Below are 14,609 nucleotides of genomic sequence, written 5' to 3' on the forward strand. Positions count from 1 at the left end.
ACGTTTGAAACGGGCCCGAACGCATGCGGCGAAACGTCGGCATAATGACGACCAATGTCATCGAAACGAAACGACTCGCCGCCGATCCGTGCGACCGCACGCTCGGCGCCGACGCGGCCCGCCTCCCTCGACGCCCTCCTTCGCGAGATTCGCGCATGCACCGTCTGCGCGCCGCACCTGCCGTGCGGGCCGCGGCCGGTCGTGCGCGCGCATCCGCACGCACGTATCCTGATCGTCGGACAAGCGCCCGGCGCGCGCGTCCACGCGTCCGGCATTCCATGGGACGACGCAAGCGGCAAGCGATTGAGGGAATGGCTGAACGTCGACGACGCGACGTTCTACGACGAATCGCTGTTCGCGATCGTCCCGATGGGTTTCTGCTATCCGGGGCGCGGCGCGAGCGGCGACAACCCGCCGCGTCCGGAATGCGCGCCGCTTTGGCTCGATAAATTGCTGAGCGAACTGCCCGATATCCGGTTGACGCTGCTGATCGGGCAATATGCGCAGCGACGCTTCCTCGGCGCGCGCCGCAAACCTTCGGTCACCGAAACGGTGCACGCGTGGGCCGAGTACGCGCCCGAGTTCATTCCGCTGCCGCATCCGTCGCCGCGCAATCAGGGCTGGCTCAAGCGGCATCCGTGGTTCAACGCCGACGTGCTGCCCGTACTGCGCGGCAAGGTGGCCGAACTGCTGCCTTCGCCCGGAGAACATCGGCAGACGAAACGCTGACCGTCCGTAAGCGTTCGGCTTCATTCGTCTTCCGAAACAACTCCCCGAACGACTTCGCCGCGAGCGCGACACTCGCGGCGAAGCCTCGTTCAAGCGGCACGCGCATCGCGTGCCGCTTGCCGCCATACGCTTCCCGTCAAGCCGGAAGCTGCGGCACCGTCACCGACGTTCCAGCCGGATCGAGCGTCAGCTCGGTGCCCGGCGTCGGCCGCAGCGTCGCCTCGTTGTCGCTCGACAGCACGACGAGCCCGAGCCGATGCCCCGCTTCGAGCCTGTAGTCGCGCGGCATGAACGTCAGGCGCAGATCGTACGGCATGCCGGCCAGCACTGGCTCCGAAAGCCAGCTCGACAGGCGGTTGCGCGGATCGGTCCAGGCGCGGGTGACGATCGTCGCGCTGCCGTCCGGCGCGCGATCGACCAACAGCGCGGTCACGTTCGCGGTCGCCGAGAACGTCAGGCGGACGCGCGCGGTCACGCTGCCCGAGATCCGCGTCGCGCTCGCGACCGGCGCCGTCTCGAAGCGGCTGCGATGCTCGCCCGTGCTCGCGTTCGCCAGCGTGAGCGCGGTGATTCGCGCATCGTCGGTGAACTTCACGAGCGCACCGCCCGTCGGCTCGCGCAGCAGCGTGCCGCTGCCCGCACCGTCGCCGCCCGCGAAATACGTGACGGGCGCTGCACCGCGTGCGGGCCAGCTCGCTTCCTTCAGCAGCGTGCCGTCCGCCTGCTCGATCACCGCGCCCGGACTGCGCTCGACGCCGTTGTCGTGGCCAAGCAGATAGCGCGTGAACCAGCGGTTCACCTGCGCGGTCCATGCGTCGGCCATCGCGGGCACGCGGGTCGGATCGGTGTGGCGCGCGCGGTGCAGCCACAATTGCGCCGGCACGCCCTGGCGCCGCATCGCGAGATACCACGACGTCGACTGATCAGTCCTGACGTTGTCGTCGGCAAGTCCCTGCGCAACGAGCGCAGGCGCGACCGCGAACGCGCTCGGAATCTCGCGCGCCGCCCAGAACGCCGAATAGTCGCCCGTCTTGCGATCCTCCTTCTGCAGCGCCTCATCGATCAAGTGCGTGCAACGCTCCGGATGCGGATTCGTCAGCAGCGCCTTGATGTAGACGTCGACGTCCTCGCCCTGATAGCCGTCGGGCGCGCGCACGAGCCCGCCCGAGCGGTAGTAGCCGTACATGTTCGACAGCCCGGCGACGGGCACGATCGCGTCGAGCCCGCGCGTGCGCAGGCTCGCGACCATCTTCGGCAGCGTGCCGTCGTACGACACGCCGTACATGCCGACGTGGCCCGTCGACCAGCTCGCGACGATCGGCTTGCCGTTCGCGTCCTTCGCGGCCGCGCCGCGTCCGAGCCAGCGGATCACCGACGCCATCGCAACCGATTCGTCGCGCGTCAGGATCGTCGGGCAGCCGTCCGAACCGGCCGTGCCGAGCGAGTCCGCATACACGACCGTGAAGCCGCGCGGCACGAAATAGCCTTCGATCCACGAACGTCCCGCAGCGGCCGCGTCGACCTGCTGCCAGATCCGTGTCTGCGGCGCGGCGGCCATGATTCGTGCGGAGACCGAAGCAGCCGGATGCGGCGTGCCGTCGAGCTCGACGTCGACGTTGTGGTTCGGGCTGTCGGCGAGGCCGTTGTAGTAAGGACTCGCGAGCACGATGACGGGCGTGCGTGCGCCCGCCGCGGTTTCGGACGGACGCACGATGCGCACGTGTATCCGGTCCTTCGCGCCGTCGCCGTCGGAGTCGACGGGCGTCTCGACCCATGCCTCTTCCGCGATCGTGCTGCCCGACAGCGACGGCTGCACCTGGCCGTTTTCGATCACGGGCCGATAGCGGCCACCGCTCGACAGATCGGCATACGGCACGCCGGACGGCGAGAAACGCGCTGCGATCTGAGGTGCGCCGGCCGCCGCCCCGCCCCCCTCCTGTTGGACTTGAGCGAGCGCGGACGCCCCCGGAACGCCTGCGCCGTCATCGCCGCCGCACGCGGCGAGCGTCGTGGCGGCAACGAGCGCGGCGATCCATGCGCGACGCGGTTCGGTTCGATGAAATCTCATTGTTGTCCTTATTTAGATGATCGTCGGAAAACGGTCATCCCGTGCGGGATGGCGTCGTGTTGAACATGCCGGCGGACGCTGCCGGCCCACCGCGAGCACGTGGGCGCACGGACGATGCCGGGCGCGTTCGCGACGCGATGCTTTTCGGCGCTGCCGGCGCGGCATGACCGGCCGGCGGCGCCGCGATGCGGGCGTTGCATGACAGAGAGAACCGCGCACCGACTCACCGCGCCGATGCCCGCATCCCGCATGACGGGCATCGGCGCATGCGAACGCAAAGCTTCCTCGCGGCAACGCCCGCGTTCGCTCACTGCGCAGCGGCGTTGACGGCGTTGCCGGCGTCGAGCAACCCCGCGCCGCAGGTGCTCGTCGAGCAGCCCGATCCGCTCGCGAACGGACGCGCGCCCGACTGCAGCCGCTGCAGGATCTGCGACGGCGACAGCGTCGGATTGACTGCGAGCATCAGCGCGATGGTGCCCGCGACGTGCGGCGTCGCCATGCTGGTGCCGCTGTAGCTCGCGTAGCTGTCCGCGCCCGGCGACGTCTTGCCGGCATTGAGCGTCGACAGGATGCCGACGCCCGGCGCGGAGATCTTCACGGCCGCGCCATAGTTGCTGAAGCTCGCGCGAACACCGTTGCTGTCGATCGCGCCGACCGCGATCACGCCCTGGCAATTCGCGGGCTGGGTCGTCGATACCGAACCGCCGTTATTGCCGGCCGCAACGACGACGTTCGCGCCGCGCGACGTGATCTCGCTGATCGCGTTCTGATACGTCGTGCTGCACGTGCGGCCATATCCGCCCAGGCTCAGGTTCAGCACCTTCGCAGGATTCGGATTCGACGGCGCGCCCGGCACCGACAGGCCCGCGGCCCAGCGCATGCCGTCGGCGATGTCGCTCAGCATCCCGCCGCACTTGCCGAGCACGCGCACCGGCAGCACCTTGCCGACCCACGAGATGCCCGCTACGCCAAAGCCGTTGTTCGTCAGCGCACCGATCGTGCCCGCGACGTGCGTACCGTGCCACGAGCTGTTGCTCGCGCCGCAGCCGTAGAACGGACCGCTCGGATCGCCGTCTTCCTGCACGGTCACCCAGTCGCCGGGATCAGATGCGTCGCTGTCGCGGCCGTTGCCGTCGTTTGCGATCGCCGGATCCGAGATGAAGTCGTAGCCGGGCACCAGATTCGCGGCGAGATCCGCATGCGGGCGATAGCCGGTGTCGATGACGCCGACGACGACGCGCTCGGAGCCGGTCGTGCGATCCCATGCCTTCGGCAGATTCGCGCCACCCTTGGGATTGAAGTAGCCCCACTGCTCGGAATAGCGCGTGTCGTTCGGCACGAGGAACGGATGCATGCGCGCATCCGGCTCCGCATACTCGATCGCGCCATCCGCCGCGAAGTCGCGCGCGAGCGCTTCCGCTTCGGCGAGCGACACGTGACGCTGCAGCGACAGCACGGTCGCGCCGCCCGACATGTCGCGCTTGACGCGAAGGCCCGCCGCGGGATCGGCCGGGTTGCCCGGCGCAGAGGCGGCAGCCGCGCCGAACGCGCGCCCTGCTGCACGTGCCTTGCGCGCGGCGAGCACGCGATCGATGACCGCCTGGACGTCGGCGTGCGCCGCTTTCGCGGCCGACGAATCGGTCGACGTCTTCACCGCACGCAACTTGACGATCAACTGGTTGACCGCATCGGCCGGCCCGGGAACGAGCGGAGCTGCCGCGGTTTCCGCTTGCGCGACCGAAGCGAGACCGGTCAGTGCGGCACAGACGGCGGTCACCTTAAATGAAGCAGTACGAATCAATTTAGACATGCCCATGCTCCCCCAAACGAAAATTCATGAACGGAATGAGTCGACGATGTTGTGTTGTAGCTGCTTGCTTCGCCACGCTGCCGGCAAGAAAGGACACACCGCGCCGATGCGCACGACAGGGCTCGACCAGACGACGTGTTGCCGACAAACCGGTTGTGGTCGATCGAATCGCCCGGCCGCACGGGCCGGACGATTCGTCTTCCGTCAGATCTGCGTCATGGGAACTGGGCGAAACGGTGACCCGTTCCGTCTGCCCCACCCTCTCAGGTTCTATTTGCCGCGTTTGTATTTATCGGTACGTCTTTGCGACTCGTCAGGCCCGCATCAAGCATTTGCCGTGTCGTTCGACGACAGCAAACTCGGATTACATTCCTATTTCAAAATGTCGACACGAGATCTCGAGCGACGCGGAAGCGTCAGACGGTCAGACCTGTCGGCATTGGCCCTGCAGGCACGGATCGCCGTCTTGTCGGCAATGCGGCGCCTGCGCCGCTCGGTCTCGTTTCTTTCCATAAGCTTGCGCAAAACTTATATCGCTGAAATCCACGTGTCAAACATTTTTAGCTAATATCAAAAAAAGTTTCGTCTCGATTATTCGGCGGAGAATCGGCTTTCGCGCTTCGGCGAATCGACCCGCCGCATTGATTGCACATGCCGGCTTGGCAGCGCGTAGTTTCTCCATGGCCCCGATCTCGTAGAAGAAAACGGCAACGGCGCAAGAAAGTGCCGGTTTTGGGCGTGGAACAGAGAGATTTTCGAGTATCGGACCGCGCGAGCAGGAATAGCTTTTCTTCGCCTGCTCCGCACGATGCGGCTGCTTCATCAGGCCGGCACGCATCGCATTGCCACGATGCGCATGTATTGCTTCACGGCCGGGCCGTGCGGCACGGTCTCGTGTATCGCGGCCCGACTATATGCGGCGAGAATCGCCAAGAGAACGCTGCTTTGCAGCAGACCACTTCGACTCGTGCAGTGCAGCACGTGTTGCATTTCAAATATCCCTACGTTCTATAAGGAATACCCTCGCGCGATTGCTCGCGCCGCTCATTACGTAGCCGACTTTTCATCGCGTGCATGGCATACCGAATTTCTTCATGCTTCGCGATCGCGGCCACACGTTTTCCTTTTTCATTCGCGTCCTCGTGTCTTCAGATGGATGCCGATGCGATGCTTCATCGAAGCGTCGATCGACGAGCATCGCGCATGACCGATACCCAAGCGTCATCGCATGTCGGTTTCTTCATCGTCGAAATTTTTCTCCGACGTCAGAAGTCAATCGCTTACCCGTCGCGCGAGCGTGACATTTTTGTCACGCCCACATGACGCGCGCACATGCCGAACGTCTTCGACGAATGAACGGCATCGCCACGTCCGCGACGAGCGAACGAAGCGACGAATGACGGCGCGCACGACAACTTCGCACGTCACATTCGCCTCCGCCCTCCAACGCGGCTCCACCACGCTTCGCGTCGCGTCCATCCTTCCCGCATTCGCATGTCGCCTGGTCGCTTCGCCGATTGGTTCACAAATGCGGCGTTTCATCGCGGCAACCACCGACGAAATACGATACGCGCGCCACACGCTATTAATCACGTACACCGAAATGTTGAACTGTGAACGACACATATTCTCAAAGAATATTTCACGCATTCTTAACGAGTTTGAAATGAAGGTTCTTATCGTAGAAGACGAGCTGAAGACGGGCATGTATTTGAAGCGCGGGCTCACCGAAGCAGGCTTCGTTTGCGACTGGACCCAAGACGGCATCAGCGGCCTGCACCAGTTGCAGACCGAGAATTACGACCTCGCGATCCTCGACGTGATGCTGCCCGGCTGCGATGGCTGGACGGTCGTGCGCGAACTGCGCAGGACACATCGGACGCCGGTGCTGTTCCTCACGGCGCGCGATCATGTCGACGATCGCGTGAAAGGCCTCGAGCTCGGCGGAGACGACTATCTCGCGAAGCCGTTCGATTTCGCCGAGCTGCTCGCGCGCGTGCGTTCGCTGCTCCGGCGCGGTCAGGCGACCGATGCGCCGGTGCTGCGCGTCGCGAATCTCGAGCTCGATCTCATCCAGCGCAAGGCGCGCCGCCAAGGCAACACGATCCTGCTCACCGCGAAGGAGTTCCTGCTGCTGTGGCTGCTGATGCGCCGGCAAGGCGAGATCCTGCCGCGTTCGCTGATCGCGTCGCAGATCTGGGACATCAACTTCGACAGCGATTCGAACGTCGTCGACGCCGCGATCAAGCGCGTGCGCGCGAAGGTCGATCAGGACTACGAGCCCAAGCTGATCCACACGGTCCGCGGAATGGGATACGTTCTCGAGCAGCGAGGCGAGCCGTGCGAATCGTGCGCGTGATGGATCGGCTCGCGCCGCGCACGATGCGCGCGCGGCTCGCGATCAAGTTCGCGCTGTCCACGTCCGTGCTCCTCGCAATCAGCGGCCTGCTGCTGTACGAAACGCTCACGCGCACGTTCGCGTATTCGTCGGAGCGCGCGATGGAAACGACGCTGGCCGGCGTGGTCGCGCACATCGGCGAAGCGCGCAGCATTGCGGAGCTGCGCGAGAAGGGAACCAAGTTCTACTACTCGTTCCATAGCGACGAAAAGGTCGATTTCGCGATCTACGACGCACGCGGCACCGCGTACATGCAAAGCGGCTGGTTCGTGCCGTTTGGCGGCGTGCTGCAAGCGAAGACCGGCCCCGATCCGGCGATCGTCGACGACAAGCGCCACGCAAAGCGCTATCTCGTCGCCGACGCGCGCCTCACCGGCAACCCGGGCTTGCCGCTGCGCGTCGCGGTTCAGTACGACTTCCGCCGCGAGCAGTCGCTGCTGCGCACGTGCGCGATCAGCATCATTGCGATCATCCTCGTCGGCACGGCTGTCGCGGCGACGCTCGCGTACTGGATCGCCGCATACGCGCTCAGGCCGCTGCGCCGCTTCGCCGCGCAGGCCGACCAGATCTCGAGCAGCCGGCTCGCGCAGCCGCTGACCGAAACGGAAATGGCAGGCGAGCTGAGAGAACTCGCGATCTCGTTCAACCGAATGCTCGCGCGGCTCAACGCATCGTTTACGCGGCTGAAGGAATACTCGTCCGATCTCGCGCACGACATCCGCACGCCGCTCACCAATCTGCTCGCCGAGGCGCAAGTCGCGCTGTCGCAGCGGCGGTCTGTCGACGAATATCGTCAGGTGATCGAATCGAGCGTCGAAGAATATCAGCGGCTCGCGAGAATGGTCGACGACATGCTGTTCCTCGCGCGCGCGGACGGCCATCAAAACAAGCTCGACATCGAGCCGATCGACGCCTATGCGGTAGCCGACCGGATCGTCCGCTATTACGAGACGGTCGCCGAAGATCGGGGCATCGAGATCGCCGTCGAAGGTCAGGCGAGTTTCAACGGCGACCTGATCCTCGTGCAGCGCACGCTAAGCAATCTGCTGTCCAATGCGATCCGGCATGCACCCGACAACTCGACGGTCGTCGTCCGCTGCGAGCAAACCGCGCGGGACGTCGTGATCGCCGTGACCGACACCGGGCGCGGGATCGAAGCCGTGCATCTGCCGCGGATCTTCGACCGCTTCTATCGCGTTGATCCGTCGCGCCATGACTCCGCGTCGGGAACCGGACTCGGGCTCGCGATCGTGCGCTCGATCATCGCCGAGCACGGCGGCGATTGCTGGGTCGAAAGCGTGCCGAACGTCTTCACGACGTTCTTCCTGCGCTTCCCTCGTGAGCATGTGGCCGACGACGTCGATTGTGCGCCGCCGGGCCATGATTCGCGTTGGCATCTCGAACAGACTTGAGTCATTTCGCGAATCATTTTAAATTCGAATTCGGCATTTTCATCAAAATGACAAAAACATCATTTGAAGGTCACGTTGCCGGAGGGTCTGTTGTTCAAAATGTCAATCATCGAATTCTCCTTCTGGATTCGATATTGATATGGAGAACGTATGAAAGCCAAATTCCTCACTGTCGCCCTCGCCGCCGCGATCGTTTCGCCGGCGGCATTCGCGGACGCGCCGGCCGGAAAGACTCGCGCCCAGGTCTATCAGGAGCTGGTCGAGGCGAAGGCTAACGGGCTCGACTACGTGACCGATGCGTCTTATCCGGAAATCTCGCCGCTCTACGCACCTCGCTTCGCGAACAAGGCCAAGCCGCAGCAGCCGACGCATGCGGTCGCCGATACGCGCGGCGACGCGAAGGCAGGGTCCTCGGGCAGCATGTCGGAGGCGGCCGAGGAGCAACGCTGCGTCGGCCCGCGGACGTTCTGCAACCCGTATGCCGGGTCCTGAGCGCCATGGCTGCGTCCCGCGTCATCGCGGATGGAACGTGCGGCAGGTCATCTTGCGATGCCTGCCGCTTTTTTCCGTTCGAATATGTGGCGGTGCGAAATGACCGCGCACGTGCAGCAAGACGGATTGGCGACGCGATCGCCTGCCGTCGCGTCAACGTGTCGCGAGTAGCGTCGGCAGATCACGCAGGAACGCGTCGCGCGTCCGTATGCCTGCGGAGACGGGTTGCTTGCCCTCGTCCTGCGTGAGATGCGCGAACACCAGCGTTTCCTTGCCACGTGTGATCCAGCCGACGAACCAGCCGAATCCGTGCGCTCTATCGCGCGTGCCGTCGGCCAGAAGCGGATAAGCCATGCCGGTCTTGCCGTGCACGACCGCTCCGTCGGCAAGCGTCGTCTTCTCGACGATTTGCTCGGTCATGTCGATCGCGGTCGCGGACACAGGCAGCTTGCGATTCAGCATCTTGCTCAGGAATCCAATCTGTTCGAGCGGGGAGATCTGCAGTGACGAACCGATCCACGCGCGATCGAGGCCGTTGTTCTTGCCGGGATCGCCGGACACGTCCGCATTGCCGTAATCGAACGCCTTCGCGTATCGCGCGAACCGCTGCGCGCCGAGATTGTGCGTGACGCGTTGCGAGTACCACACGACCGAATACTTGAGCCACCGCATCGGATCGGTCGGCTGCTTCCACGCCGCACCGCCCCAATCGATGTAGCCGTCGCGATACGGCAGCACCGGCTCGTGCTCGTTGCGCAGGAAGCCGGAGTCGTAGCCCATCAGGCTGATCGCGATCTTGAACGTCGAGGCTGGCGTCGCGCGACGGCTGCAATCGCCGTCCTTCAGCAGGAATTTGCCCGAGCCCGCATCGGCGATCGCCGTGCAGATCGTCTCGGCATGCGCCGATGCGGCGATGCAGCCAAGCAAAACGAGTGCGCTCGACAGTGCGTGTTTGATTTTCATTGTTGATCTTGAGGAAGTGGAGGATGACTTATCGTTCGACCCGAATGATCGAATCGACGATTTTATAGCCGGCCGTCACTCTTTCGCTCAGCGGATACGATTTGTTCGCCAGAATCACGACGCCAACCCTCTTCGACGGCACGAACGCCGCATACGTCGAGAATCCGTTCGTCGAGCCGGTCTTGTTGATCCACGCGTCCTGCTTCGGCGGCAGCGGCGGATTGAACGGCTTCGCGACGACGTCCTTGCCGATCAGATCGTTGCCCGCGAGCAGCTTGCCGAGACTCACCGGATACGGATACTGCTCCCAGATCAGGCTCTGGATCATGCCGTCGGCATCGTAGTAGCCGACGTGCGTCGCATCGAGTGCGCGCGCCCATTTGTCGCTCAACGGTACGAGCCCCATGTTCGCATCGATGAACTTGATCAGATCCGAGGTGCACGACCTGACGCCGTATGCTTCCGACGCGAGCATGCCCGCCTTCAGCCGAATCGGCGCGTCCTGCTTCGTGTAGCCTTGCGCATAATCGCCGCCCTGCTCGGCGGGCACGTCGATGTAGCTGTGCGTCATACGGAGCTCGGGAAACAGGTTTTTCTCGATCAGCGTCTCGAAGCGCTCGTTCATGCTCGCCGCCGCAATCACGCCGAGCGTGCCGATGCCGAGATTCGAATAGACGCGGTGCGTACCCGGCGTGTGCTCGGGCCGCCAGTGCTTCAGATAGTCGAGCAGCTCGGCGGTGTTCGTGATCCGGTCGGGCACGAAGAGCGGCAGGCCGGACGTCTGCGTGCCCATGTTCAGCAGGCTGATGCGATCAAAGCTGCTGCCTTGCAGCGCCGGCAGGTAGCGGCTCACGCTGTCGGCGAACGACAGTTCGCCCCCTTGCTGCGCGTACGCGGCAAGCGTCGCGGTGAACGTCTTGCCGAGCGAGCCGATCTCGAACAGCGTCCGGTCGGTGACAGGCTGCCGCGTCGCTTTCGACGCGACGCCATAGTTATAGAAGTAATGCCGGCCGTCGACGGTCACTGCGATTGCGAGCCCCGGGATGCCGTACTTGTCCTGCAGCGGCCGCGCGACGGCGTCGACGATGCGTTCGATGTCGGCCGGTTCGACGCCTCGCGCGGCGTGTGCGGCGGATGCGATGCAGCAGCTCAGCGCAAGCCACATCTTGATGACGAACTGCGTACTCTTGAGCATGGTGAATGGGGAAGATCGGAAGGTTCTGAATCGGACCGTGGGCGCTTTCGCGTCGCGAGCGAGATGATGCGTCGCGCGCGGCAGCCGCGCCGCATGCGACTGCGGTCCGGCATCCGCGCAACGATGGAAGGTGTACGCTCGCGACGCCGATCGATCGCCGAAAGCGTGGTCCAGGCTTCGGATATCGATCGAGAATTATTACAAACGGAATGCAAGTCGACAAGCGGCGATCGCGCGACGACGCCCGGGCCGGAAAAACACGCGAATCGACATGATTGGCGCAACGCGACGCGACGCAGCCGGTCGCGCGCATGAAGCGAGCTTGCCGATCGACGGTGCGACGAGCGTTTCGTTACATCGCGTACGCCGCCGTGCGAGCAATCGCCGCCGTGCGGCAAACGAAGCGCCTAAAGCAAAAACCGGATCGGCACGATGCCGATCCGGTTTCTCTCGTGCGCCGCGCCACGCGCGATCCGCCCAAGCGGCGCGCGACCGCGCGCAGCCGGACGGCTTCGGTATCATCCCCGCGTCGCGGTCTTCGCTTGCGACACCTTTACATCGTCGTCATCGTCGCCGTGACGATGCGGCGTCGCGTGCTCGCCGGCGCGCACCGGGTACGCCCGACCGCTCATCAGCCCCTTCCACAGCACCTTGTTATATGCGACCGCGTCGATCTTGTCCTCGACCGAGAAATCCATCCCGCGCGTCGCGAGCGCCCAGTAGCGCATTCCGTGCGTCGGCTTCAGCGCGGCGGTCTTGATGTCGCCGGACGGAACCGGCAACTGCGTGTTCGCGAGCAGGCCCGACGCCACCGCCTTGAAGCTCCATTTCGACTGGTTCAGGTCGAACACGTCGGTCATAGGACCTTGCGTCGCATCGAACAGCCCGAGGTGATCGAGGCCGAGCACCTCGGTGATCGTGCGGATCATGTTGACCGTCGTGTAGTGCGTGCTGACGACCGCATTCTGCTTCACGTACGGCCCGATCACGAACGCCGTGCTGCGGTGCGCATCGACGTGGTCCGGGCCGTCCTGCGCGTCGTCCTCGACGACGAAGATCAGCGTATCGGCTGCATACGCGCTGTTCGCGACCGCTTGCGCGACGCGGCCGACCGCGTAGTCGTTGTCGGCCATCTGCATCTCCGGCGTATTCACGCCGTCGAGCGCCGTCGCATAGGAACCCGTATGATCGTGCGGCAGACGCAGCAGCGTCAGCGACGGCATCTGGCCGTTCGCGACGAAGCCGTTGAACTCACGCTCCCACTCGAGCTCGCGATAGAGATCCGGATACGCGTTGTCGTAGCCCCGGAAGTACGGATCGGTGCGATCGATCAGCGCCGGGCTCGTCGCATACGTCTGCACGGCGTGATCGAGAAACGGCGTGCGATCGGGCGGAATCGCGGTCGGGCCGCTGTAGCGCGCGAGATCCGCGAAGAAGCCGTAGTTGCGCACCGTCAGGCCCGCACGCAGCGCCGCGTTCCAGATGTAGCCCTGCTGGACCGCGTCGGACGGGCCGTCGGGCGCCGACACGTCGGCGTTGCCGGGCAGCAGGTCCGGATCGGACGGCAGCGACGGATTCGCGGCCGCGCGCTGCGCACCCGTCAGGCCGACGTTGACGTTGCGGTTCGCGCCTTCCCAGTCGTACGAGCCGCCGCGCGCGCCCGAACGCGCCGGGCTGTTCGCGTAGTTGACGGGCAGCATCTTCGCGCCCGCGTCCGATTCGCGCGCGCCCGTGCTCCACGGCCAGCCGTCGCCGCTCACGTCGCCCGAGTCGTAGAAGTTGTCGAGCGTCACGAACGTCTTCGCGAGCGCGTGCATGCTCGGCGTCGTCGCGTCGGGAAACTCCGCGAGCGACGGGTCGCTGTTGCCACGGCCGACGTCGCCGAGGATCTGGTCGTATGTGCGGTTCTCCTTGACGATATAGATCACGTGCTTGATCTTTTTGCGCAGCGCGGTCATCGTCGCGATGTCGTTCGACGTGAGCGCTGCGTTGAAGCTGTTGTTGTTCGCCACCTGCGTCGTCAGCAGATCGAGCGTCTTGCTGCCCGGCGCCGGCATCCACATGAGACCGCCCTTGCTCAGTTGTTCGATGTACTGATTCTCGACGAGCTTCACCGGCGTGTTCTTCACCGGGCACGGCACGGTGCGGCCGCTGTCCTTGCAGTTGCCGGGATTCGGGCCCGGCATGTTCTTCGTGTAGACGACATACAGTGCGTTCGCCGCGCCGACCGCGACGTCGGACGGATACCAGCCGGTCGGAACGAGGCCCGTGACGGCGGGCGACGCGCCCGCGAGCGAGATCACCGCGACGTCGTTCGTGCCGCGGTTCGTCACGTACAGCGTGCGCTCGTCGGCGGACAGCGCGAGCCCGTTCGGCGACGCGCCGCGATACTGCATTTCGGTAACGAGGCCCGCAGGCGCGACCGTCGACACGGTCGACACGACCTTGTTCGCGCCCGTGTCGATCATCGACACGACGTCCGCGTTGTCGGACGCAACGTAAAGACGCGTCTGCGCGGCGTTCAGCACCATCTTGTTCGGATTGCCCTTGACCGGAATGCGCGTGACGACCTGCGGCGCGTTCGTCGAGATATCGACGACGACAATCTCGCGGTCGCGCTCGCTCGACACGTATGCGGTCTTGTTGCCGACGATGCGCACAGCGTTCGGATACTCGCCCCCCGGCGTGCCCGACGCGCCGCCGCTCTTGCCCGGACGCAGATCGCGCTCGGCGAGCACCGCGCCCGCGCCGAGATCGACGAGCGTAACGGAATCGTTGTAGCGATTCGCGACGACCGCACGCTTGCCGTCCGCCGTCACGTCGACACCCGTCGCGAGCGGCGTGCTGCCGATCCCATTGCCCGTCTTGTGATTCAGCGCGATTGGCGCGCCGGCTTCGCCCCACGCGCCTTGCGAGAACGCGAACCGGTGCAGGTTGTCGCCGCCGCCGCCCGTCACGTAGAAGTGCTGACCGTCCTGCGCGAACGCGATACCAACGTAGGTGTCGGGCACCTGCAGCACCTGCTTCTTGACGGGTGCGCCGCCGGAGACGTCGAACACGAACACGTATTCGCTCGAATCGGCCTTGACCATCTTGCCGTTCGCATCCGATACGTTGTTGTAGCCGCTCGTGAGCACGAGCAGTGTCTTGCGGTCCGGGCTGAGCGCCTCGGAAACCGGTTGCCCGGCGATATAGTTCGGCAGGTCCGTCAGCCCCGGATTCAGCGAAACGAAAGCGGCGCCCGGCGCCGCCGCGGGCGAGATCAACTGGCCCGTGGCAAGCAGCGTCGTACTGGTATCGCCGAGCGCGGGCGTGTCGACGGAATCACTGTTGCACGCGGCAAGCGCGAGCGCCGTCATCCCCACGAGCAGGAAACGTCTATACACGATTGAACCTCTTCAGGAAGGGGCGACGCCGCCGCGCGGCATCGGCGTTGTAATGGTCGGTAATAGACAGGAAAACTAAGGGCGTGGAGTGACCCGACGATGACAGAGCGGAAAACGTGTGATACGTGGAGCGGCAGAGAGGCGGCGTCGACGAGC

At 64.7% G+C, this 14,609-nt stretch carries 10 protein-coding genes; 4 read left to right on the forward strand and 6 right to left on the reverse strand.

Translation table 11 applies throughout. The features are described 5' to 3' along the window. The first annotated feature begins 54 nt into the window (after positions 1-54). Positions 55-729, forward strand: coding sequence for a uracil-DNA glycosylase family protein (locus WS62_RS01710; protein WP_066566891.1), 675 nt, complete (start codon positions 55-57; stop codon positions 727-729). A gap of 136 nt (positions 730-865) precedes the next feature. Here the strand turns inward: WS62_RS01710 and WS62_RS01715 are convergent, their stop codons facing one another. The 3 genes from WS62_RS01715 to WS62_RS35795 all read right to left on the reverse strand — a co-directional run bounded on the left by WS62_RS01715 (position 866) and on the right by WS62_RS35795 (position 5,445). Next, positions 866-2,797, reverse strand: coding sequence for a Xaa-Pro dipeptidyl-peptidase (locus WS62_RS01715; RefSeq protein WP_066566900.1), 1,932 nt, complete (start codon positions 2,795-2,797; stop codon positions 866-868). Between the two features lie 307 nt (positions 2,798-3,104). Beyond that, positions 3,105-4,613: a S8 family peptidase gene (locus WS62_RS01720; protein WP_066566906.1), complete on the reverse strand. Its 1,509-nt coding sequence runs from the start codon at positions 4,611-4,613 to the stop codon at positions 3,105-3,107. Positions 4,614-5,157: 544 nt separating this feature from the next. After that, positions 5,158-5,445 carry a hypothetical protein gene (locus WS62_RS35795; protein WP_156440829.1) on the reverse strand — a complete coding sequence of 96 codons (288 nt, stop codon included), beginning with the start codon at positions 5,443-5,445 and terminating at the stop codon, positions 5,158-5,160. A gap of 828 nt (positions 5,446-6,273) precedes the next feature. Here WS62_RS35795 and WS62_RS01725 point away from each other — a divergent pair. From WS62_RS01725 to WS62_RS01735, 3 genes are all read left to right on the forward strand, one after another. Next, positions 6,274-6,966 carry a heavy metal response regulator transcription factor gene (locus WS62_RS01725; protein WP_066566909.1) on the forward strand — a complete coding sequence of 231 codons (693 nt, stop codon included), beginning with the start codon at positions 6,274-6,276 and terminating at the stop codon, positions 6,964-6,966. Next, on the forward strand, positions 6,963-8,417 hold the full coding sequence (locus WS62_RS01730) for a heavy metal sensor histidine kinase (RefSeq protein ID WP_066566988.1): 1,455 nt from the start codon (positions 6,963-6,965) through the stop codon (positions 8,415-8,417). Before WS62_RS01725 ends, WS62_RS01730 begins: the two co-directional genes overlap by 4 nt. Positions 8,418-8,567: 150 nt before the next feature. Further along, positions 8,568-8,909, forward strand: coding sequence for a DUF4148 domain-containing protein (locus WS62_RS01735; RefSeq protein ID WP_066486041.1), 342 nt, complete (start codon positions 8,568-8,570; stop codon positions 8,907-8,909). 153 nt (positions 8,910-9,062) lie between these two features. On the opposite strand, the gene blaOXA is transcribed toward WS62_RS01735, so the two are convergent. The 3 genes from blaOXA to WS62_RS01750 all read right to left on the reverse strand — a co-directional run bounded on the left by blaOXA (position 9,063) and on the right by WS62_RS01750 (position 14,426). Beyond that, complete coding sequence (gene blaOXA, locus WS62_RS01740) at positions 9,063-9,872, reverse strand: OXA-42 family class D beta-lactamase (RefSeq protein WP_066566912.1); 810 nt, start codon at positions 9,870-9,872, stop codon at positions 9,063-9,065. 28 nt (positions 9,873-9,900) lie between these two features. Beyond that, positions 9,901-11,067: a class C beta-lactamase gene (gene ampC, locus WS62_RS01745; RefSeq protein WP_066566915.1), complete on the reverse strand. Its 1,167-nt coding sequence runs from the start codon at positions 11,065-11,067 to the stop codon at positions 9,901-9,903. Positions 11,068-11,585: 518 nt separating this feature from the next. After that, positions 11,586-14,426: a bifunctional YncE family protein/alkaline phosphatase family protein gene (locus WS62_RS01750; protein WP_066566916.1), complete on the reverse strand. Its 2,841-nt coding sequence runs from the start codon at positions 14,424-14,426 to the stop codon at positions 11,586-11,588. Positions 14,427-14,609: the final 183 nt, after the last annotated feature.

Origin of the sequence: Burkholderia sp. ABCPW 14, from assembly GCF_001523835.1 — a bacterium.
In the GTDB taxonomy this organism is placed as follows: Bacteria; Pseudomonadota; Gammaproteobacteria; order Burkholderiales; family Burkholderiaceae; genus Burkholderia; species Burkholderia mayonis.

Excerpts from the sequence above, each read along its gene's own strand:
- WS62_RS01710 (WP_066566891.1), top strand. The coding sequence starts at position 55 with ATGTCATCGAAACGAAACGACTCGCCGCCGATCCGTGCGACCGCACGC.
- WS62_RS01715 (WP_066566900.1), bottom strand. The coding sequence starts at position 2,797 with ATGAGATTTCATCGAACCGAACCGCGTCGCGCATGGATCGCCGCGCTC.
- WS62_RS01720 (WP_066566906.1), bottom strand. The coding sequence starts at position 4,613 with ATGGGCATGTCTAAATTGATTCGTACTGCTTCATTTAAGGTGACCGCC.
- WS62_RS35795 (WP_156440829.1), bottom strand. The coding sequence starts at position 5,445 with ATGCGTGCCGGCCTGATGAAGCAGCCGCATCGTGCGGAGCAGGCGAAG.
- WS62_RS01725 (WP_066566909.1), top strand. The coding sequence starts at position 6,274 with ATGAAGGTTCTTATCGTAGAAGACGAGCTGAAGACGGGCATGTATTTG.
- WS62_RS01735 (WP_066486041.1), top strand. The coding sequence starts at position 8,568 with ATGAAAGCCAAATTCCTCACTGTCGCCCTCGCCGCCGCGATCGTTTCG.
- blaOXA (WP_066566912.1), bottom strand. The coding sequence starts at position 9,872 with ATGAAAATCAAACACGCACTGTCGAGCGCACTCGTTTTGCTTGGCTGC.
- ampC (WP_066566915.1), bottom strand. The coding sequence starts at position 11,067 with ATGCTCAAGAGTACGCAGTTCGTCATCAAGATGTGGCTTGCGCTGAGC.
- WS62_RS01750 (WP_066566916.1), bottom strand. The coding sequence starts at position 14,426 with ATGACGGCGCTCGCGCTTGCCGCGTGCAACAGTGATTCCGTCGACACG.